This window comes from Streptomyces sp. AM 4-1-1, from assembly GCF_029167625.1.
In the GTDB taxonomy this organism is placed as follows: Bacteria; Actinomycetota; Actinomycetes; order Streptomycetales; family Streptomycetaceae; genus Streptomyces.
Window position 1 is genome coordinate 2,431,112 of the sequence record NZ_CP119145.1, and the last position, 22,450, is coordinate 2,453,561.

Annotated in this window: 9 protein-coding genes and 1 pseudogene; 4 read left to right on the forward strand and 6 right to left on the reverse strand. The window is 72.4% G+C overall.

All coding sequences use genetic code 11. From position 1 onward, the window contains the following. Positions 1-189 precede the first annotated feature (189 nt). The 4 genes and pseudogenes from rfbC to PZB75_RS10275 form a co-directional block, all read right to left on the reverse strand. Positions 190-774: pseudogene (rfbC, locus tag PZB75_RS10260) on the reverse strand (dTDP-4-dehydrorhamnose 3,5-epimerase); the annotation flags it as partial. After that, on the reverse strand, positions 762-4,295 hold the full coding sequence (locus tag PZB75_RS10265) for a bifunctional glycosyltransferase/CDP-glycerol:glycerophosphate glycerophosphotransferase (RefSeq protein ID WP_275534994.1): 3,534 nt from the start codon (positions 4,293-4,295) through the stop codon (positions 762-764). The pseudogene rfbC and the gene PZB75_RS10265, both read right to left, overlap by 13 nt. 101 nt (positions 4,296-4,396) lie before the next feature. Beyond that, positions 4,397-6,238 carry a glycosyltransferase gene (locus PZB75_RS10270; RefSeq protein WP_275534995.1) on the reverse strand — a complete coding sequence of 614 codons (1,842 nt, stop codon included), beginning with the start codon at positions 6,236-6,238 and terminating at the stop codon, positions 4,397-4,399. A 123-nt stretch (positions 6,239-6,361) separates the two neighbouring features. Then, positions 6,362-8,653 (reverse strand): bifunctional glycosyltransferase family 2 protein/CDP-glycerol:glycerophosphate glycerophosphotransferase, encoded by a 2,292-nt coding sequence (locus PZB75_RS10275; protein ID WP_275534996.1) that lies wholly within the window; start codon positions 8,651-8,653, stop codon positions 6,362-6,364. A 100-nt stretch (positions 8,654-8,753) separates the two neighbouring features. Between PZB75_RS10275 and PZB75_RS10280 the strand changes: the two genes are divergently transcribed. Both PZB75_RS10280 and PZB75_RS10285 read left to right on the forward strand, forming a co-directional pair. Next, the gene (locus PZB75_RS10280) at positions 8,754-12,680 is read left to right on the forward strand and encodes a CDP-glycerol glycerophosphotransferase family protein (RefSeq protein WP_275534997.1); all 3,927 of its coding nucleotides are present in this window, start codon (positions 8,754-8,756) and stop codon (positions 12,678-12,680) included. 196 nt (positions 12,681-12,876) lie between these two features. After that, positions 12,877-14,319 carry a hypothetical protein gene (locus PZB75_RS10285; RefSeq protein WP_275538656.1) on the forward strand — a complete coding sequence of 481 codons (1,443 nt, stop codon included), beginning with the start codon at positions 12,877-12,879 and terminating at the stop codon, positions 14,317-14,319. Positions 14,320-14,332: 13 nt separating this feature from the next. Here the strand turns inward: PZB75_RS10285 and PZB75_RS10290 are convergent, their stop codons facing one another. After that, positions 14,333-14,938 (reverse strand): TetR/AcrR family transcriptional regulator, encoded by a 606-nt coding sequence (locus PZB75_RS10290; RefSeq protein WP_275534998.1) that lies wholly within the window; start codon positions 14,936-14,938, stop codon positions 14,333-14,335. Positions 14,939-15,084: 146 nt separating this feature from the next. Between PZB75_RS10290 and PZB75_RS10295 the strand changes: the two genes are divergently transcribed. Both PZB75_RS10295 and PZB75_RS10300 read left to right on the forward strand, forming a co-directional pair. Beyond that, on the forward strand, positions 15,085-16,032 hold the full coding sequence (locus tag PZB75_RS10295) for an ABC transporter permease (protein WP_275534999.1): 948 nt from the start codon (positions 15,085-15,087) through the stop codon (positions 16,030-16,032). Continuing rightward, entirely contained in the window at positions 16,025-16,831 is an 807-nt protein-coding gene (locus tag PZB75_RS10300; protein ID WP_275535000.1) for an ABC transporter ATP-binding protein, read from the forward strand. Before PZB75_RS10295 ends, PZB75_RS10300 begins: the two co-directional genes overlap by 8 nt. Before the next feature lie 71 nt (positions 16,832-16,902). On the opposite strand, the gene PZB75_RS10305 is transcribed toward PZB75_RS10300, so the two are convergent. Beyond that, complete coding sequence (locus tag PZB75_RS10305; protein WP_275535001.1) at positions 16,903-21,936, reverse strand: NAD-glutamate dehydrogenase; 5,034 nt, start codon at positions 21,934-21,936, stop codon at positions 16,903-16,905. Between the last annotated feature and the right edge of the window lie 514 nt (positions 21,937-22,450).

Here is a 22,450-nt window from a genome sequence, read left to right on the forward strand (position 1 = left end):
GCGTGGCGCGGGCAGCGGCTCACGGTGTCCGACCGGACGGCCGGGGCGGGGGTCGAGCCGAGGACCGGGCCGGGAGCCGGCCTCGGACTCGGACTGGGACTGGGAGTCGGGTTCGGACTCGGACCGGGAGCCGGACCGGGGACCTGTCTGGAGGCCGGGCCGGGCGCCGGGCGGCGCCGACCGCCTCCGCAGCCCCGCGCGCCAGGCCGCGCACGCCTCGTACGACGGCAGCAGCCCCGCGCGTTCGGCCTCGGCGAGGGTGGGGGCCCGCGCGTCCTTCTCGGACAGTACGGGCGTCCGGCCGGGCGGCCAGGCGATGCCCAGCTCCGGGTCGAGCGGGTGGATGCCGTGCTCGCTGGCCGGGGCGTACCCGGTGGAGCAGAGGTAGACCACCGTCGCCTCGTCGGTGAGCGCCATGAAGGCGTGGCCCAGCCCTTCGGAGAGGTGCACGGACCGGTGGTCGGTGTCGTCGAGCCGGACGGCCTCCCAGCGCCGGTAGGTGGGCGACCCGGTCCTGAGGTCGACGACCACGTCCAGCACGGCCCCGCGCACGCACTTCACGTACTTCGCCTGGCCGGGCGGCACATCGGCGAAGTGGACGCCGCGCAGCGTCCCCCGGGCGGAGACCGAGCAGTTGGCCTGCGCGAGGGTCAGGGGATGCCCGGCGGCGGCCCCGAAGCCGTCCTCCGTGAACCACTCGTGGAAACTGCCCCGGCTGTCGTGGAACAGCCGGGGCTCGGACACCCAGGCGCCTTCGATGCTCAGCTCGCGCACGGTCCGCTCCCCCCGGGCGTGGTGGCGGGGCGCAGCAGCCGGTCCGCGACCCTGGCCGCCGCGTGCCCGTCGTCGAGGTCGCAGAAGTCCCGGCGGAACGCCGCGTACGCCTCCGCGTGGTCGCGGGTGGCGCGTTCGGGGTCGCGGAGCGCGGCGACGAGACCGGCGGAGTCCCGGATCAGCGGTCCGGGGGCCCGGCTCTCGAAGTCGAAGCAGAAGCCGCGCAGGGTGTCGCGGTAGTGCTCCAGGTCGTACGTGTGGAAGAGCATCGGCCGCCCGGTCTGCGCGAAGTCGAACATCAGCGAGGAGTAGTCGGTGACCAGCACGTCGCTGACCAGCATGAGTTCGCCGACGTCCGGGTAGCGCGAGACGTCCCGGACGAAGCCGCTGCCGGTGTCCGGGAGCCGGTCGGTGACGAGGTAGTGACGGCGTACCAGCAACACGGTGTCGGCGGCGAGTTCGCGTTCCGCGGCGGCCAGGTCGAGCCGCAGGTCGAGGGCGTATCCGCCGCCGCCCCCGGTGCGGTCCTCGCGCCAGGTCGGGGCGTACAGGACGATCCGTTTGCCGTCCGGCAGCCCCAGTCGTTCCCGTACCGTCGCGGCGGCCTTCACCGGGTCCGGGCCGTGGAAGAGGTCGTTGCGCGGATAGCCGCACTCCATGACCTCGCCCTGATAGCCGAACGCGCGGCGCAGCACGGGGGTGGAGAAGGTGTTCGGGGAGACCAGCACCGACCACTGGCGGGCACGCCGCTCGATGGTGGCGATGTACGCGGCGTTGGCCTGCGGGGTGCCCGCGAGGTCGAGACCGATGCGTTTGAGGGGGGTGCCGTGCCAGGTCTGGACGACGGTCTGGCCCTCGCGCCTGACGAACCAGTCGGGCAGCTGGGTGTTGGTGACGATGTGGCGGCAGCGGGCCAGTGCCTCGTGCCAGGCCGCGCTCCCATGGACAACGGAGGTGGCGCCCGCCGGGACGCGGGCCTGCTGGTCGTGGACGACCCAGAGGTGTTCGAGGTCGACCGTGCGGGCGGCGAGTTCCTCGTGGACCGCGCGCGGTGAGTCGGAGTACTGGCGGCCGTCGAAGCTGCTGTACAGGACGGCGTCGCGCAGGGCCGCGACGCGCTGGACCAGGTACGCCTCGCGCAGCGCGCGTTCGCCGCGGGCGCCGCGCTCGCGGGCGGTGAGGACGGAGCCGCTGTTGATCAGCAGTTGGTCGTGGAAGCGGCGTTCGACGGTGTACACGCGTCCGGCGAGGGTGCGGGCGGCGGGCACGGTGCGGTGGGCGGCGGCCGGGAGGCGCAGGGCGGCGTCCCGGCCGTCGTCGGTCGTACCGCGCTCGCGGAGGAAGAGGTACCAGTGGCCCTCGCCGAGCGGCAGCGGGCCGCCGGGGCCCTCGACGGCGTCCGGTGCCACGACGGCCCGGAACCGTCCCTCCTCGGGCGGTCCCACCGGGGTGACCGGGAACACGGCCTCCTCGCGGTGGCCGCTGTGCTGGGCGATCAGCTCGACGGGGCGGTCGGGGTCGTGCGGGTGGTCGCCCTCCAGGAGCAGTCGGCCGTCCGCCGTCCACTCGGCGCGTTCGACGACGGGCTGTGTGATCCGGTCGCTGATCAGGAGATTGCCCCGGGAGCTGACGCCGAGTCCGAGTTCGCGGCCCTCCTGGCCGACCGGGTAGCGGCCGGGCGGGACCGGTCCGGGGGCGTCGAGGGTGATCCGCCGCCCGTCCGCCGCGACCAGGTGGAGGCTGTACGGGTCGGTGGCGCGGGCGGGCACGGAGCGGGTGCCGGCGAACGCGTCGAGGGGCACCTCGGCGGTGAAGCGCCGCCAGCCCGCCGTCACGGGGGGCCGCACGGTCACCGGGCAGTCGAGCGCGGCGCCGGTGTGCTGGTGGGTGAGGCACAGCCGCAGCGGGCCCTCGCCGAGGCGTTCGCGGATCATGCCGTCGAGCAGGACGGTGCGGTCGTCGCCCGCCCGGTGCGTCTCGAACCGGGCGTCGATCCGCTCGGCGTGCACCACCAGCGTGCCGCCCTCGAAGGCGGGCACGATCCGGTGGTCGCCGTCGGGCCGGTGCACGGGCGGTGCGGCGGGGGCCTCGACGGTGGAGACGGCGGAGCGGCGGAGCAGTCCGGGGCCCGCGAAGCCGATCTCCGGACGCCAGGTGAGCCGGTCGGTGCCGGGGGCGAGCCTGCCGGGGTCGACGGACGTCTCGAAGCCGGTCAGGTCGTAGTCGTGCAGGCTCTGCCGGGAGCGGGCGGTGGCCTCGGGCTCCTCGACGCGGCGCAGCCGCAGCGGTACGACGTTCCCGCGCCCGGCCCGCAGCCAGCCGGCCCGCAGCGCGCCGCGCCGGCCCGCGGAGGGGAGGTTGCGGATGTAGGCGTACCCCTTGAGGTGCAGTCTGCCGTCCCGCCAGTACGCCTCGCGCAGCCGGGCGGTGAGCGGCAGGTCCTGGTCGGTGACCCGCAGCACGGAGCGCGGCACGGGCCCGGCGAGTGCCGGGTAGGAGGCGCGGCGGGGTACGCCCCGGACGGTGAACGCGCCGGGTTCGCTGCGGTCGTGGGCGAGCAGCGCGAGCAGTTCGTCCATCCGCCGCTCACGCGTCAGGTGCCACATCACCCGCAGCCTGAGCGGCAGTCCGTCGAGCACGGCGGGGTCGACCTGGTCGGTGAACTCGTTGGCGTACGTCAGGAACGCCCGGCGGTACTCGTCGTCGCCGTCCGGCAGCGCGTCCATGAAGTACCGGAGGTCGTGGGCGAGTACGTGTGCCTCGTAGCGGCCCTTGTCGGTGGCGCCCCGGTGCTCCTCCAGGAACGTGGCGACGCCCAGGACGTGGGACGCCCGGTCGCGGATGCCGCGGACGACGGCGCGCCGGGTGGTGATGGACCCGGCCCGGTCCCGCCAGTGGTAGACGGGGTCCTTGAGCACGTCGACGGTACGGGCCAGGAAGTGCGCGGGCAGCACCAGCGGGATGTCCTCGTAGAGGCAGCCGACGGGGAACGCGAAGGAGTGCTCGTCCCAGAAGGAGGTGCGGAAGACCTTGTTGCAGGCGATCCGGTCGGCGGCCAGGTCCCAGTCCCGGGAGATGTGGGTGCGCAGCCGGGTGGTCGCCATCGCCTGCCGGAAGTTGGGTGACTGCTGGAGCCGGCCACCGGCCCGGAGCCTGAGCACGTTGCCGGACGCGATGTCCGATCCGGTCTCTTCGAGCGCGCCGACCAGCGACTCGTAGGCGTGCGGCGGCACCACGTCGTCGCTGTCGACGAACGCGAGGTAGCGCGAGCCCGGATCGCGGTTGGCGACCCCGGTGTTACGGGCGTGCCCGAGTCCGCCGTTCGGCTGCCGTACGAGCCGGAACCGGCCGTCGCGCTCGGCGAACCGCGCCGCCAGCCCGGCGCTGTCGTCCGTGGACCCGTCGTCGACCATCACCACCTCCAGGTCGGCCATGGTCTGCTCGGCGAGGGACGTGAGGCAGTCCGTCAGATAGAGCTCCACGTTGTGGACGGGGACGACGACGCTGAGCCGTGGCGGCATGGTTGAGCACGTCCGTTCTTGAGGGCCTGGGTGTCCGTCGGCTCAACCGTGTGCGGGCCCGCGGGTCACCTGCCGCTGCCCCATACGGGTGACAGTCGGTCCTACGGAGTGCTTTTCGACCCGGGTCGGTCCGGTGTTCGAAGGCGGGCCGGAACTCCTGGCAGGGTCCGCAGGACGCGCAGCCGCCGGACAGGAGCGGTGAGCACCCGGCCGGCCCTGATGCGGGTGACGGTGATCCGGACCCGGCCCCGGGCGTCCACCACCGGCATCACCCGGTACGGGCGGCCCCGGTGCCAGATCCGCAGCGGGGCCGGGCAGTCGGCGGTGGGCGACACCGGGAGGTGGCGGGTCGCCCCGGCGACGGCGGCCTCGACCCGGACGGTCCACCGCCTGGCCACTCCCGTCTCGTCGGTGACCAGCCGCCGCAGCGGAATCCGGCAGACCAGGACCACGGTGTCGCCTCCGGTGCCCGTCGTCGCGCCCGCGCTCGTGGTGACGGTCGGGCCTGCGCCGGTGTCTTCACCGTCCGCACCCGTGTCCGCGTTCGGCGCGCCCCCACCGGAGCGCGGGACCGCCTCCGCCTCGTACCGTTCCTCGGCCGTCCCCCGCTCCGGTACGGCCACCGCCCGCACCCCGCCGTGGATCGGCAGGGCGCTGTGCACCTCGAACGTCAGCAGGCGTGCCCGGTCCACGGTGAGCCGGCGGACCTCGATCCGCTGCTCCCGGAAGTCGGCCGCGATGCGTGCCGTGACGTCGAACCAGGCGTCGGGCAGCCCCAGTTCGCGGTCGCGGAAGCCCGGGTACTCGGCGTACACCCGGTTGCCGTCCCGCAGCAGCGGTGGTGATCCGCCGTGCTCGGTGTCGCAGCGCAGGACGGCGAGGAGGGCGTCCAGCTCGCCGCGCTCGGCGAGCCGCAGACAGAGCCGTCGGGTGACGGACAGCTTGTTCATGCTGGTGTCGTTGCAGTGCCGGGCGGCCAGTTCACCGATGCCCCGGCACAGGTACTCCTGCTCGGCCCGGGGGAGTTCGGGGAACCCGGCGTCGAGCAGCGGGGCCAGCTCCCAGGTGGTGTGTCTGCGGTGGATGGCGTCCCTGGCCTTGACGGAAGGAGCCAGCCGCTCGGTGATGTCCATGATCGACTTGGTGGCACGCAGCCGCATCGCGCGTCTGCGCTTGTGGGTGTATGTGACGTTGCCGCCGTCCTCGCGGCGCACGGCGAAGTAGTAGTCGTAGTCGGCGAGTACGGAGATCCGCCGGGCCCGCAGACAGGCTTCGAGCGTGAACGGCTGGTCGCTGAGGACCGGCATGTCCTCCAGGAAGCGCAACTGATGGCGCTCGATCAACTGCCGCCGGAACAGCTTGGTGTTGGAGAGCGACCAGGCCAGCGCGGAGTTCTCGAAGGTGATGGTGTCCTTGCTCTCGGCGAAGACGGCGCGGGGCACCTTGCGCCCGTTCACGCCGACCATCCTTCCCAGGACCACGTCCGACCCGAGCCGGTCGGCCGCCGACACGAGCCGGTCCAGCGCCTCGGGCCCGAGCGTGTCGTCGGCGCCGACGAAGAACACGTACCGACCGGTGGCCCGGTCCAGGGCCATGTTGCTCGGAGCGGCCGGACCACCGGAGTTGGGCCTGCCGAGGACGGTGAAGAGGCCCGGGTACAGCTCGGCGAACCGCTCGATCTCCTTGCGGCTGCCGTCGGTCGAACCGTCGTCGACGGCGATGACCTCCATCCGGTCGAGTCCGATGGTCTGCTCGACCAGCGAGGTCAGACACGAGGTGAGGTACGGCATGGTGTTGTACACGGCGACGACGACCGTCACATCGGGGACGGACGGATCGTCGGGCACGGGCGTCGTCCCGGGACCGGATGCCGTCTCCGGACTGAGCGTCGCATCCGGACTGGGCGTCACATCGGGGCTGGGCGTCACATCGGGGCTGGTCACAACCGCTCCAGTCGATTCCGGCGACCGCGTCGGGGCCACTCGGATGGAGCAACGATTCGCCGCCCGCACCGGCTACGCGACCCGTCGCCGGATCACCCGAGTGGCGCAGCCACCGGACACCCCTCAGCTCAGGAAGAGCCGCCGCACCACCCGCTCGGCCGCGTGCCCGTCGTCGTACGGGCAGAACCGCTCCCGGAACGCGGTGCGCAGCGCGGCCGTCCGCTCCGACCGCCACTCCCCCCCGCGCACCAGCTCCAGCAGCTCGTCCTCCGTGGTGGCGACGGCTCCCGGGGTGTCGCCCGGACGGCCGGAGAGCAGATCGAAGTAGGTGCCGCGCGAGGCCCGGTAGGCGGGCCAGTCGGGGGCGTAGCTGATGATCGGCCGGTCCAGGCAGGCGTAGTCGAACATCAGCGAGGAGTAGTCGGTGATCAACCCGTCGGCGGCCAGGCAGAGTTCTTCGACGGAGGGGTGGCCGGTGACGTCGATGACGCGTCCGGCGTCGAGGAGTGCCGACCGCCCGTAGAAGTAGTGGGCCCGCACCAACAGCACGTATTTGGCGCCGAGTTGGCGGGCCAGGTGCTCCAGGTCGAGGTGCGGGACGAAGCCCTTGCGGTAGTCGCGGTGGGTGGGCGCGTACAGCAGGGCGGTCCGGCCGGGCTCGATGGAGAGCCGGTCGCGTGCGGCGGCGGTCCGTTCGGCGGTGTCGGTGAAGAAGACGTCGTTGCGCGGGTAGCCGAGGTTCAGATGCTCGTACGAGGCCGGGTAGACCCGGTCCCAGACCTCGGTGGTGTGCGGGTTGGCGGAGAGGCTGAAGTCCCACTGGTCGGTGTGGGCGACGATCCTCTCGAAGCTGACCGAACCGGTGAGCGCCGGGTAGGCCCGCTGGTCGAGGCCCATCGTCTTGAGCGGGGTGCCGTGATGGGTCTGGAGGTAGATCTGACCGGGGCGTTTGGTGAAGCCGCCGGGGAAGCTGGAGTTGTTGACGAGGTACGTGGCGGTCGCCATGGCCCGCCAGTAGGCGCGGGAGCCCTCGATGACGTACGGGACACCGGGGGGCATCCGGTCGCGGTGGCGGGAGGAGACCACCCAGACACCTCGGATGTGCGGGGCGAGTTCGCGGGCCTTGGCGTGGATGGCGGCCGGGTTGCAGGCGACGCCACGGTTCCAGTAGGCCCCGTACACCGCGAGCGTGGGGTCGAGCGGCCTGTGCAGATCGGTGCGGTAGGCGGCCCGCATGACCTGGCGCCGCAGGGTCTTCCTCCCCTGGCGCAGCGTGGCCAGGGTGCGCCGGCGGCGGGCGCGGGCGGCCTGCCGGGCGCGGTGTGCGGCGTACCGTCCGGGCAGTCCGGCGGCGCGGAAGAAGGCGGCCCGGTCCTGCGGCCGGATGCGGCCGGGGTCGTCCAGGACGGCCAGCGCGTGCGCGGTGCGCGCGGCGCGTGCGCGGGGATCGTCACCGGTCTCGGCGAGCAGCCGGTCGTACGCGTCGAGGAGCGCGAAGTGGTGGCGGCCCGGCGTGGTGGCGAAGGTCCCGGAGCGGCGAATCCGGTGACGCACACAGATCCTGTCGAGGGCGGCGAGGGTGCCGGAGTCGGTGGCGAGGAGGGTCGCCCGGTGGACGGGGAGGACGTCCGCGTACGGCCCGTCGGTGAAGCGCAGCCGCCGGGCGGTCCAGAAGGCACGCCGGAAGACCCGGGGCCGGGCGGCGGGGAGGGGGTCACCGGGCGAGACGTCGCCCCACCAGTCGAGCCGGTCGTGCCCGAGGAGCAGCACATCTACACGGTCGGTGTCGGGGTCGGTCGGGTTGGTGTCGGGTTCGATCGCATCGGCGTCGGGGGTGGCCGGGTCGGCGCCGGGGGGGACTGGGGCCCCGCCGGGATCGGCTGGGGCGGCGTCGGTGACGACCGCGTCGGCGTTGGGGACGATCCGGGCCGCGCCCGGATCGGCCAGGACCTCCCCGGGGGTGCGTTCGGCGTTCCCGTCCTGGCCCGCCACGCGCCCGGCCGCATCTCCGGGCCTCGTGCTCCTGGTCCCCGTGCTCCCGGTCCCCGTGCTCCCGGTCTCCGCACCCGCCGCGCTCCCCGCGTGCACGCCCCCCGCGAGCCGTCGCGCGACTGCCTCCAACGCGCCCGGCAGCAGCAGATCGTCGCCCCCCAGGAAGAGCAGCCACTCGCCGCGCGCCTCGGCCGCGCCCGCGTTGCGGGCCTCGCCCGCCCCCCGGTGTTCCGGCAGGGTGAGGACCCGCACCCGGGGATCGCGCGCCGCGAACTCCGCCGCGATGGCCGCGCTGCCGTCCGGCGACCGGTCGTCCACGACGATCAGTTCCCACGCGCGGAAGGACTGGCCGACCACGGATTCCAGGGTCGCCCGCAGATATCCCTGAACACGGTGGACGGGCACAACGACACTGAGGAGCATGGCAGCCGAGCGTAATCGGGGACGCCCGGCGCCGAGCCGCCGCTTCACCCGTTCGGACGAGCGGCGGTGACTCGGCGGCCCGCTCAGGGTTGTCCTGACCATGAAGCCTCGCCTCAGCGTCGTCGTGCCCGTCTACAACGTCGAGGAGCACCTGGAGGAGTGCCTGCGGTCGGTGGCCGCGCAATCCGTCGACGACATCGAGGTGGTGCTCGTCGACGACGGTTCGACGGACGGCAGCGGTGCCATCGCGCGGGACTTCGCCCGCCGTGACACCCGCTTCCGCTACGTCCGGCAGCCGAACGCCGGGCTCAGCGCCGCCCGCAACACCGGCGTGCGCCACACCACGCCCGACGTCCCCTACCTGGCGTTCGTCGACAGCGACGACCTCGTCGTCCACGACGCGTACGAACGGATGCTGGCCTGCCTGGAATCGACCGGCTCGGACCTCGCGACCGGCAATGTCTGGCGGCTGGACGAGCAGGGCCGCCGCCAGGCCTGGCAGTACCGCTGGCTGACCACCTCACAGGCGCGCACCCACATCACCCGCGACCCACGGCTGCTCGCGGACCGGGTCGCCTGGAACAAGGTGTTCCGCCGCGCCTTCTGGGACCGGCACGCCTTCGCCTTCCCCGAGGGGAAGCTGTACGAGGACACACCGGTGATGATCCCGGCGCACTTCCTGGCCGGTTCGGTGGATGTGCTGCGCGAGCACGTCTACTACTGGCGGGTGCGGGAGGGGTCGATCACCCGGCGGCGTACCGACGTCCGGGGCGTACGGGACAGGATCGCGGCGTGCGAGCAGGTCAGCGCGTTCCTGGCGGACCGGGAGGACGGACAGCGGCGGCGCTACGACCTGTCGTGCCTGCGCGACGACTTCGGATACTTCCTGGAGGGGCTGCCGCTGGGCGGCGACGCGTACCGGACCGCGTTCATGACGGACGCGGGCGCGTTCATCGACCGGATGACCGCCGCCGACCCGGCCGTCCTCGACCGGGCGTCCGGGCTCCCGGCCCAACTGCGGCTCGACTGGCGGCTGGTGCGGGAGCGACGGCTCGACGATCTGCTGACCGCGCTGGCCTTCCGGCGGACCAACGGGGCCGGGACGTTCGCCGTGACCGGACCGCCGGGACGCCGCCGCGCCTCGTACCCGGGAATCCCCGACTGCTCGGTCCGGCTGTCACGCGGCGACCTCCCCGCGGTGGCACGGCTGACCGGGGCGCACTGGGGCGACGACGGGAAACTGCGGCTGCGCGGGTACGCGTACATCCGGAACCTTCCCGCGACCGCGCCACACCACTCGCTGAAGGCGGCCATGCTGCGCGCGGCCGGGGGCGGACGACCGCGGATGGTGCCGGTGCGGACCGTCCCGGCACCCGTGGCCACCGCGGACTCCGGGCAGGAGCTGCACTGTTACGACCACGCGGGCTTCGAACTGGTCGTCGACCCGCGGAAACTGCGCCCCGGCAGCCGGCTGGTGGGTCTGGTGGTGGCGGGCCACGGCGTGGTGCGGCGGGTGGCGGTGCGCTCGACGGAGGCCGCGGCCCTCCAGCCGTCCGTCCACGACCTGGGCGAGGGGCTGCGCGCGGTGCTCGGCTACCGGGACGGGCGGCTCGAACTGACCGTCTCCCGCCCGCTCGCCGTGGTCGACGCCCACCAGGGCGGCGCCGAACTCACCCTGACGGGACGGCTCTACGGCGGTGCCCGGCCGACGGCCGTACGGTTCGTCCCGGAGGGCGGGGCGAGCGGCCCGGTGACCAGTACGGCGACCAGTACGGCGACCGGCGCGGCGACCGGCGCGGCGGACGCTGCGACCGGTCCGGCCGGCGCGGGGCCGGTCTTTCCCGTGGAGTGCGGCGCCGACGAACGCTTCACGGTACGGGTCCCGCTCGCGGACCTCGCCACCGTACCGGTGTCCCCGTCCCAGCGCCTCACGCCGGCGGAGGTCGAACCGGAGGACACGGGACGGTGGCGGGCCCGTCTGGTCCTGGTCGACGGTACGCAACCGCCGCTCGCCGCCGCCCCGGGACTGGGACTCCCGGCGGTCGCCGACGCGGCGGGCGAGTTGGTGATCGATCTGAGCGGGTCCGCGACGGTGGACCGGGCGGAGTGGACGCCGGACGGCGGGCTGCGCGTCGAGGGCACGGGGACTGCGGACGATCTGGTGCTACGGCACGACACCCTGCGCGAGACGGTGACCGTGCCGGTGGTGGTGACCGTGCCGGGGGCGGGGCCCGTGGGGACGACAGGGGCGGGGCCCGGGGCTGGGGCGGGGCCCGTGGGGGCGCCGGGGACGGGGCCCGTGGGGGCGACAGGGGCGGGGGCGGGGCCCGGGCACGGGGCTGGGGCGGGGGCGGAGGCGGTGACCGTGCCGGTGCCGGGGCCCGTGCGGGTACCGGGAGTGGTGCCGGGGGTGGTGACCGAGCCGGTGGCGGGGGTCGGGCCCGTGGCGGGTGCGGGTGCGGAGGCGGGCGGTGGTGACACCCTCGGTCGGTTCACCGCCGTTCTTTCTCCCGCGCTGCTCGCCCACACACTCCGCGCGGGCCGCTGGGACGCGTACCAGGGCGGCCTCCCGGTCCGGGTGCGGACCTCGCTCACCGCCCGGCTGCCGCTGCAACTCCCCGGCCTTACACGCCCGTTCACACTCGACCGGCGGTACGGCGACCGGCTGACCGTGCACGCCGGGCCTGCCCTCGCGGTCGCCGAGCGGGGCGCGTACCGTCAGGCCGCCCTGCGCTCCGCGCACCACCCGGCGCAGCGCGCACGCCCGTTGCGCGACGCCGTACTCTACACCGGGGGCGACTCCCCGCGCGCCGTGCACGCGGAGCTGGTGCGCCGGGGCACGGACGTGGAGCACCTGTGGGTCGTCGACGAGCGGTGCGCGCCGGGGCACGTACCGCCCACCGCGACCCCCGTCGTCGAACACAGCGCCGCCTGGTACGAGGCGCTGGCGCGGGTCCGCCGGATCGTCACCGCCGACCAGTTGCCCGAGTGGTTCGAACGGCGGCCGGGGCAGACCGTCGTCCAGACCTGGCACGGCACCCCGCTGGGCCGCTTCGGCATCGACCTCATGGACACGCTGTACGCCGACCACCACCACCTCGCGTCCCTGGCGCACCGCTCGGCCCAGTGGTCGTTCCTGGTCTCCCCCAGCACCTTCGCCACCCCGGTGCTGCGCCGGGCGCTGTCCTACCGGGGGGAGGTCGTCGAGGCCGGGTCGCCCGCCAACGACCTGCTGTTCTCACCGGACCGGGAGAAGACGGCCGAGCGGGTACGCCGGCAGGTCGGTGTCCCGGACGGCCGGCGGGTCGTGCTGTACGCGCCGACCTACCGCGACCAGCTGTGCCACTCCCCCAGTCCCGACCCCCGCTACCGCTGGGACCCCGCTCTCGACCTGGCCGCCCTGGGCCGGGCGCTCGGTGGCACCCACACCGTGCTGGTCCGCAGGCATCCCCGGGTGGCCGGGGGCGTACCGGTCGGGTCCGGGGTGCTCGACGTGTCCGGCCATCCGTCCGCGGCCGAGCTGCTGCTGATCGCCGATGTGCTGGTGACGGACTACGCGGGCCTGGTGTTCGACTTCGCGCACACCGGCCGGCCGATGCTCTTCCACACGTACGACCTGGAGCACTACCGCGACACCGTGCGCGGCTTCTGCCTCGACTTCGAGAGCCGGGCCCCCGGGCCGCTGCTTCCCGGGACGGACGAGATCGTCGCCGCGTTGTGTGGCCGCGACGCACCGGCGGAGCGGGGTGCGCCGCACGGGTGGGTGGGGGCGGGGGCCCTCCGGCGTGTCTCCTCGGAGCGGGCGCGGCACCCCGCACCGGATGCGAACCCGGGTCCTGCGCCCGCTCCTGCGGGGACCCGCCTGCACGCCCCCACCCGGCCGTCCCGCGCCCGCGGGCCGGTTGGTGGTGCGGAGGAGGCGTCGTCCGGTGTGTACGAGAGCTTCCGGCGGGACTTCTGCGATCTGGACGACGGCGGCGCGGCCGGGCGGGTCGTCGACCGGCTGCTGGCGGGGAGCGGCGGGTAGGGGGTGGGTGTGTGGGGGTGTGGGTGGGGTGGTGTCGGGGCGCCGCCTTTCGGGTGACGGGTGGGTGGCGGGTGGCGTCGTACGGAACCGATGGGATGTGCACTCCTCCGTCACGTCCGCCCCGGCGACCGACCGTCCGCCCGCGCTCTGGCTGCCCAGTCCCTACTTCCTGCTCGGCGGGCTGTTCTGGGCTGTGATGTCGGCGGCGGCCTGGCGGGTGCCGATGTGCTGCGACTTCGGGCAGCACGCGGCCGTGGTGGAGCGGCTGAGCGCCGATCTGTTGCATCCGTCGCACCCGATGGCCGATCTGCCGGGGGACGGATCGCCGTACTACTCGCCGTACGCGGTGTTCCAGGGGCTGGTCGCACGGGCCACCGGGCTGGCCGGACGGTCCGTCGTCCTGTTGTCCGGCCCGGTCAACCTGATCGTGCTGCTCACCGGGATCGGGCGCTTCACCCGGCTGCTGAGCCCGAGCCGCTGGGCGCCGGTCCTCGCGCTGGCCGCCATGGTGCTGCTGTGGGGGACCGAGCGGATGTGGTGGAGCGGGTCGCTGGGGCTGATGTCGATGACCGGCAATCTGCCGTACCCCAGCACCTTCGCGATCGGGCTCGCCTTCCACGTCTGGGCCTGGACGGGGCACGCGGCGCGCCTGTCCTCCCCGGGCGGCGGGATCGCGACCGGGTGGGTGGATCACGCCGGGATCGGGGTGCTCCTCGGGCTGGTCCTGCTGATCCACCCCATCTCCTCGGTGGGCGCGGTCGTCGGGGTGGTCGCCCTGGTCGTCGGGTGGCAGCGCGACTGGACCCGCCGGGTGGTGGCGCGCTGGGCGCTGACCGGTGCGGTGGCCGTCGTGGTGGCCGGGACCTGGCCGTACTTCGACGCCTTCGCGCTGGTCGGCGACAGCGCTGTCGACCGCATCCACCGGGTGCTCTACGAGGACCTGGTCCCCCACTACTGGCTGGTGCTGCCCGCGCTGCCCGCGCTCTGGCTGCGGTGGCGCGCGGACCGCCGCGATCCGCTGGTGCTGATGTTCGTCCTGGACGCGGCGGCGGTGACGTACGGCTGGTTCAGCGGCCACTACACGTACGGGCGGCTGCTGGGGCTCACGCTCGTACCGGCCCAGTTCGCGCTCGCCGTCGAGTTGGCGGCTCCCCGGCCGTGGCCGGTGCCCCGGCGGGTGCTGGCGCCGTTGGCCGCCGTGGCGGCCGGTCTGGGGTTCGTCACCGCGCAGGGCGGGGCGGTGGTGCCGCGCGCGCTGGACCCGTTGGGGATGGACCGGCCGATGCGCTGGGAGACGTACGACTGGGCCGCTGCGCACATCCCTGCGGGCGATGTGGTGTTGACGGACAGCTATCGGGCGACGCGTTCACTCGCCGGGTACGGCCCGTATCTCGTCGCCCCGCCCTGGCCCGACGCCGCGCTGGCGGAGAGCGAGCGGCAGCGCCGGGTCCGGGCCGTGCGGGCCTATCTCGACCCGTCGGCGACCGAGGCGCGGCGGGAGCGGATCGCGGCGCGTTACGGGGTGCGCTGGCTGCTGCTCACCCGTGACGAACGGCTGCCGAGGAACGCGGTGGTGGTGGCGTACAGCACGCGTACCGGAGAGGTGCTGGCCCGGCTCCCCGGCGTCCCTCCGGGCTGACCGCTCGCGTACGTCACTTCTTGAGGGCGGCGACCGCCGACTCGGCCAGGTCGTCCAGGTATCCCTTGGGGAGGCCGCCGCGCACCACGGCGAGCCGCCAGTACAGCGGGCCGACGATCAGGTCCAGGGCGCGGTCCGGGTCGCTCCCCTCGGGCAGCTCGCCCCGCTCGACCGCTTCCCGCACCACCACCGCGGCTATCCCCTGCTGCTGGTCGAGCAGCGCCGCCTTGATCGCGTCGGAGATCTCCGGGTTGCGGGCCGCCTCCACCAGCAGATCGGGGATGACCTGCGAGGCGAGGGGGTGCCTCAGGGCGTACGAGGCTAGTTCGAGGACCGCCCGCACATCCCCGTACAGCGAACCGGTCGCGGGGGCGGGCAGTCCCTGGGAAGCCACCGCCGAGACCAGGTCGAGCACCAGGTGCAGCTTGGACTTCCAGCGGCGGTACACGGCTGTCTTGCCGACCCCCGCACGCCGGGCGATGCCCTCGATGGACATCCGGGCGAAGCCCACCGCGGCCAGTTCCTCGAAGACGGCGCTGCGGATCGCATCGGTCACGTCCTCGCGGAGCACGGCGGCTCCCGCGGGGGCACGGCGTCGGGTTCCCGGGTCGGTCGTCATGGCCCGAATGATAGTCCGGTACGACGAAACGGTTGCGTTCCGGCGTCGTGGCGTCCTACCCTCGGCGTTGCGACGATACGGTCCCGTCCCGTCCTTAGAACCTTCCTCGTCCCCCCCCGGGGATTTCGCCTCCGTCGAAAGCGATCGTGGTGAGCCAGACAGCACCCCCGCCGACCGCAGCTCCGCCGCCCCCTGCGGCCGCCCAGCCCTTCCGCGTGTACGAACCGGGCGAACTCGCCGCGCTGGCCGCCCGCCACGAACTGACCATCAGCGGGGCCCGCCCGACGGTCCCGGTGTACGTCCGGCAGATGTGGGGGCGTCGGCACTTCATCGCGGCCTTCGCCACCGCCAAGCTCACCGCGCAGTACAGCCAGGCGAAGCTCGGTCAGATCTGGCAGATCATGACCCCGCTGCTGAACGCGGCGGTCTACTACTTCATCTTCGGCATCCTGATGGACACGAAACGGGGCGTGGCGGACTTCGTGCCGTTCCTCGTCACGGGCGTCTTCATCTGGACCTTCACCAACAGCTCGATCACCGCGGGCACCCGGGCGATCAGCGGCAACCTCGGTCTCGTCAGGGCCCTGCACTTCCCCCGCGCCTCACTGCCGATCGCGCTCGCCCTCCAGCAGCTCCAGCAGCTGATGTTCTCGTTGGGCGCGCTCGCCGTGATCCTGGCCGTCTTCGGGCAGTACCCGCAGCTGTCCTGGCTGCTGGCCGTGCCCGCGCTGGCCCTCCAGGCGGTGTTCAACACCGGCGTCTCGATGGTCGTCGCCCGGCTGACCGCCCGTACCCCGGACATCGCCCAGCTGATGCCGTTCATCCTGCGGACCTGGATGTACGCCTCGGGCGTCATGTGGAGCCTCGACACCCTCCTCAAGGGGGACCGGGTGCCGCACTTGGTGCTGGCGGCCCTCCAGTACAATCCGGCGGCCCTCTACATCGACCTGATGCGGTACGCGCTCATCGACAGCTTCAGCGCCGACCATCTCCCGCCGCACGTCTGGGCCGCCGCGGCGGGCTGGGCGCTGGTGTGCGGGGTGGGCGGATTCCTTTACTTCTGGCAGGCGGAGGAGCGGTACGGACGTGGCTGACACAACCATCATCCCGGGCAGCGGTACGGACACCCGGGAGCCGACCGTCGTCGTCGACGCCGTCCACGTGACGTACAAGGTCCATGGCGCCGGCTCCGGAAAGGGCAGCGCCACCACGGCCCTGAGCCGGATCGTGTCGCGGCGGCAGACCCCCGGAGTGCGCGAGGTGCACGCCGTCAAGGGCGTCAGCTTCGCCGCGTACAAGGGCGAGGCCATCGGGCTGATCGGGTCCAACGGGTCCGGTAAGTCGACCCTGCTGAAGACGATCGCGGGCCTGCTGCCCCCGACCAGGGGCCATGTCCACACGCAGGGCCAGCCCTCGCTGCTCGGGGTGAACGCCGCGCTGATGAGCGATCTGACCGGCGAGCGCAACGTCATCCTCGGCGGCCTCGCGATGGGCATGACGCGCGAGGAGATCCGCGCCCGCTACCAGGACATCGTCGACTTCTCCGGGATCAACGAGAAGGGTGACTTCATCACCCTCCCGATGCGTACGTACTCCTCCGGCATGGGCGCCAGGCTGCGCTTCTCCATCGCCGCCGCCAAGTCGCACGACGTCCTGCTGATCGACGAGGCACTGTCCACGGGCGACGCCAAGTTCCGCCGGCGCAGCACGGAACGGATCATCGAGCTGCGCGAGGAGGCGGGCACGGTGTTCCTGGTCAGTCACAGCAACTCGGCGATCACCGAGACCTGCGACCGGGCGATCTGGCTGGAGGCGGGCGCCATGCGGATGGACGGCCCGGCCGAGGAGGTCGTCGCCGCGTACGAGGCGTTCTCCGCCTCCGGGAAGAAGTAGCGGACCGCGTCATGTGAGGGCGCCCCGGACCGTACGGTCCGGGGCGCCCTCACATGTGCCGGAGGTACCGGTCAGACGTGCGTCCGCAGCAGCGTCCGCATCGTCCGCATCGCCACCGACAGGTTGGCCAGGTCGAACGCGTCCGACCCCTGGATCTCCTCCAGGGTGGAGCGCGAACGCGCCAGGATCGCCGCGTTCTTCTCCTCCCACGCCTCGAACCGCTCGTCGGGCGACGCCTTCTCGTCGCCCGCGCCGAGCACGTCGGACGTGAGGGCCGCGTGCGCGGCGTACAGGTCCTCGCGGATGGAGGCACGGGCCATCGACTGCCAGCGGTCGGACCTCGGCAGCTCGATGATCCGGTCCATCAGCTGGGTGATCCCCAGCCGGTCGGCGAGGTCGTAGTAGATCTCGGCGACGGCCAGCGGTTCCTTGTCCGTCCGGTCCGCGATCGCCACGATGTCCAGCGCCGGGAAGACGGAGGAGAATCCGGCGACGCGCAGCGCCAGCTCTTCCGGGACCCCCGCGTCGGTGAACTCGTCCAGGATCGACCGGTACCAGTCGAGGTCGCCGCCCCTGAGCAGCTTGGGCAGCTGGCCCCAGACCTCGTTCACCCCGTCCTTGAAGAACTCGATGGTCCTGGCGATCTCCAGCGGCTGCGGCCGGTTGCCGAGCAGCCAGCGCGAGCCGCGCTCCACCAACCGCCGTGAGTGCAGCCGGATACGGGTCTGCACGTCCGCGGGGACCTGGTTGTCCAGCGCCTCCACGGAGTCCCACACCTGGGCCAGACCGAAGATCTCACGGGCCGCGGCCTGCGCCCGTACGATCTCCTCGATCGACGCCCCGGTCTCCTCGCGCAGCCGGTGCAGGAAGGTCGAACCACCGGTGTTCACGGTGTCGTTGACCAGCACCGTCGTGATGATCTCGCGGCGCAGGGCGTGAGCGTCGATCGCCTCCGGGAACCGCTCGCCGAGCTGCGTCGGGAAGTAGGCGTGGACCAGCTTCTGGAGGTGCGGGTCGTCCGGAAGACTCGTCCTGATCAGCTCGTCGGCCGCGGTGATCTTGGTGTAGGCCAGCAGCACCGCCAGTTCGGGCTGGCTGAGGCCCTTGCCGGCGCTCAGCAGTTCCCGGATCTGCCGGTCGGTGGGCAGGAACTCCAGCGAGCGGTTGAGGTGTCCGTCCCGGACCAGCCGTCGCATGAAGCGCTGCTGGGCGTGGAGCAGGGACGGGGCCTGAGCGCTGGAGTTGGCGAGCGCCGTGTTCTGCGCGTAGTTGTTGCGCAGCACCAGCCGGCCGATCTCGTCGGTCATCTCGGCGAGCAGCTTGTTGCGCTGCTTGACGGTCATGTCGCCGTCCCTGACCATGCCGTTGAGCAGGATCTTGATGTTCACCTCGTGGTCGGAGGTGTCCACGCCGGCGCTGTTGTCGATCGCGTCGGTGTTGATCCGGCCGCCGGTACGGGCGAACTCGATGCGGCCGAGCTGGGTGGCGCCGAGGTTGCCGCCCTCGCCGACCACCTTGGCCCGCAGGTCCTCGCCGTTGACGCGGATCGCGTCGTTGCCCTTGTCGCCGACGTCGGCGTTCGATTCGGCGGACGACTTGATGTACGTGCCGATGCCGCCGTTCCACACCAGGTCGACGGGGGCCTTGAGGATGGTCTGCATCAGGTCCGCGGGCGTCATCTTGGTGACGCCGGGCTCGATGCCCAGCGCCTCACGGACGTGCGCGTTGACCGGGATCGACTTGGCGGTACGCGGGTGGATGCCACCGCCCGCGGACAGCAGCTCCTTGCTGTAGTCGGCCCAGGAACTGCGCGGCAGGTCGAAGAGGCGGCGCCGCTCGGCGTACGAGGTGGCGGCGTCCGGTGTCGGGTCGAGGAAGATGTGCCGGTGGTCGAAGGCGGCGACCAGCCGGATGTGCTCGGACAGCAGCATCCCGTTGCCGAACACGTCACCGGACATGTCACCGACGCCGACGACCGTGAAGTCCTCGGTCTGGGTGTTGTGACCCAGCTCGCGGAAGTGCCGCTTGACGGACTCCCAGGCGCCGCGGGCGGTGATGCCCATGCCCTTGTGGTCGTATCCGGCGGAGCCGCCGGACGCGAAGGCGTCGCCGAGCCAGAAGCCGTACGCGATGGCGACGTCGTTGGCGATGTCGGAGAACTTCGCGGTGCCCTTGTCGGCGGCGACGACGAGATAGGTGTCGTCCTCGTCGTGCCGGACGACGTCGACGGGCGGCACGACCTCGCCGGCCACCATGTTGTCGGTGATGTCGAGGAGCGCCGAGATGAACGTCTTGTACGAGGCGACGCCCTCGGCCATCCAGGCGTCCCGGTCGACGGCCGGGTCCGGGAGCTGCTTGGCGACGAAGCCGCCCTTGGCGCCCACCGGCACGATGACGGTGTTCTTGACCATCTGCGCCTTGACCAGGCCGAGGATCTCGGTACGGAAGTCCTCACGCCGGTCCGACCAGCGCAGACCGCCTCGGGCGACCTTGCCGAACCGCAGGTGGACGCCCTCGACGCGCGGCGAGTACACCCAGATCTCGAACGCCGGGCGGGGCGCGGGGAGATCGGGGATGGCCTGCGGGTCGAACTTCATGGAGACGTACGCGTGCGGCTTGCCGCTGTCCGCCTGCTGGAAGAAGTTCGTCCGCAGGGTCGCCTTGATGACGGTGAGGAACGACCGCAGGATGCGGTCCTCGTCGAGCGAGGCGACCTGGTCCAGGGCCCCGTCCAGCTCTTCGAGCAGCCCGTCCGTCAGCTCCGTGCCGGCGCGCTGCCGGCCGGGTGACATCCGCGCCTCGAACAGGGAGACCAGCAGCCGGGTGGTGTGGACGTTGTCGCGGAGGGTGTCCTCCATGTAGTCCTGGCTGAAGGTGGCACCCGCCTGGCGCAGGTACTTCGCGTAGGCGCGCAGCACCATCGCCTGCCGCCAGCTCAGACCGGCGCGCAGCACGAGGGAGTTGAAGCCGTCGTTCTCGGCCTCGCCGGTCCACACGGCGGCGAACGCTTCCTGGAAGCGTTCGCGGGCGTCGTCGGCGAGGTAGTCACCGCTGCCCGAGGTCTGCGGCATCCGCAGCCCGAAGTCGTAGATCCACGCATGGGTGCAGTCCGCGCAACGCAGCTCGTACGGGCGCTCGTCGACGACCTCGACGCCGAGCCGCTGGAGCACGGGGAGGACGGCGGAGAGGGAGACCTGCTCGCCGGTCCGGTAGATCTTGAACCTGCGCTCGCCGGGGGCGGCGCCGACCGGCTCGTACAGGCTGAGCGAGAAGTCCGTCTCGTGGCGTTCGAGGTTTTCGAGGTGGACGAGATCGGCGACGGCCGCGCGCGGCGAGTGGTCGGCCTTGTACCCCTCGGGGAAGGCGTGGGCGTAGCGGCGCAGCAGTTCGGCGGCGCGCTCCTCGCCGCACTCGGCGTTCAGCGCCTCGGCGAACCCGTCGGCCCAGGAGCGGGCGGCCTCGACGAGCCTGCCCTCGATGCGGTCGACGTCGGCGTCGGTGAGGTGCTGGAGCGCGCTGCCCGGCGGGACGCGGACGACGAAGTGCAGCCGGGAGAGGATCGACTCGGTGTTCCAGGCGGTGAAGTCGACGCTGGTGCCGCCCAGTTCCTCCTTGAGGATGTCGATCAGCCGGACCCGTACACCCGTGGTGTAGCGGTCACGCGGCAGATAGACGAGCGCGGAGTAGTAGCGCCCGTACTCGTCCTGGCGCAGGTACAGCCGCAGTCGGCGGCGTTCCTGGAGGTAGAGCACCGAGGTGACGATGGAGCGGAGCTGGTCGACGGGTGTCTGGAACAGTTCGTCGCGCGGGTACGTCTCCAGGATCTGGAGCAGGTCGCGGCCGTCGTGGCTGTGCGGGGTGAAGCCGGCGCCCTCCAGCACCTCGGCGACCTTGCGGCGCACGACGGGCACCCGGCGGACGGACTCGGTGTACGCGGACGAGGAGAACAGTCCGAGGAAGCGGCGCTCCCCGATGACGTTGCCCTCGGCGTCGAACTTCTTCACGCCGACGTAGTCAAGGTAGCTGGGGCGGTGCACGGTGGCGCGGCTGTTGGCCTTGGTCAGCACGAGCAGCTTGTGCTCACGGGCCTTGGCGCGTGCGTCGGCGGGCAGCCGGTCGAAGGACGGGCTGACCGGGTGCGCCTCGTTCGCGGTGTGGTGCGGGTCGGAGCGGAGGATGCCGAGGCCGGTGCCGGGGACGGCGGCCAGCGCGTCACTGTCCCGCAGCTCGTACTCGCGGTAGCCGAGGAAGGTGAAGTGGTCGGCGGCGAGCCAGCGCAGCAGCTCCCTGGCTTCGTTCACCTCTTCGTCGGCGAGGTCGTCGGTCGGCTCGCCGGGCAGCTCGTCGGCGATGCGCAGCGCGGAGTCGCGCATCTTGTCCCAGTCCTCGACGGTCTCCCGTACGTCGGACAGGACGCGGAGCAGATCGGTGGAGATCTGCTTGAGGTCGGCGCGGTCGGTCTCGCGGTCGATCTCGACGTGAATCCAGGACTCGACGAGCGCGTCGTGCGGCAGCTCGGCCGCGACGCCCTTGCTGTTCTTACGGCTCTTCGTGGGCTTCGGGACGCCGTTGCCCTCGGTCAGGACCTCGATCAGCTTGCCGGTGAGATCGCGTCGGACCACGACCTGCGGATGGATCACGACGTGGATGCCGCGCCCCTGCCGGGACAGCTCATTGGTGACGGAGTCGACCAGGAACGGCATGTCGTCGGTGACGACCTCGATGACCGTGTGGCTGCACGTCCACCCGTTCTCCTCGACGGTCGGGGTGTGCACCCGGACGTTGGCGGTGCCCTGCGGACGGTTCTCGGCGAGCCGGTAGTGGGAGGCCGCGGCGCCGAAGACGTCGACCGGGTCGCGGCCGTTCAGATCCTCCGGGGCGGTGTGCAGATAGTAACGCTGGAGATAGGTGACCAGCATGTCCTGGGCCGGACGCTCGTGCCGCGGCTCCTTGCCGGCGTCGGCGCCGGTGCCGTCCTGGGCCCCGGCGACACGCACCCGGGGGGCACCCCCCGGCCCGTCGACACCACCGCCCGAACCGTTGTCAGCTACCTTGGCGGCCCGTACGAGCAGCTCGGCCTTGGCTTCGTCCAGCTTGGTCTGCATGTCCTCTGGCTCCTGTCACGCGCCGTTGCGAGACGTAGGTGAAAAAGACGGCGTACCGCCGCGACACGGAATGTCCGGTCGGGGTCGACGCTATGCCGCCATGAGAGACGGCCGGGACCGAACGGGCCATTTTCGGCGGTCGGACCGGTCCGCGAAGATCAGAGAGGGCCCGGGCACTGTGGCACACCGGGCTCGGTTCGGAGGCTTCGCTGCCTCCGAGGCGTATCGCGCTGATCACGAGGTCCAGGCTATCCCGCCGGGGCCGGGAAGCGTCATGAGCCGGATGTGTACAAAAGAACACCCCGAAGTTTGACACTCCGGACATCGCGTGCCGGAAAATCGCCTACGATCTTTCCCCCGGCGGTGAGTGGATCGCAGTGGATCAGCGAGCGGAGCCGCAGAACGTCGCGATCCCGTTCCCTCTCCCGGGCAGGACCGTGGGAGTTCTCGGGGAGGACCGTGAGAGTCCTCGGGTGCGTCGCCGTTCCTTCCCGGACGGGCCGGACCACGACTC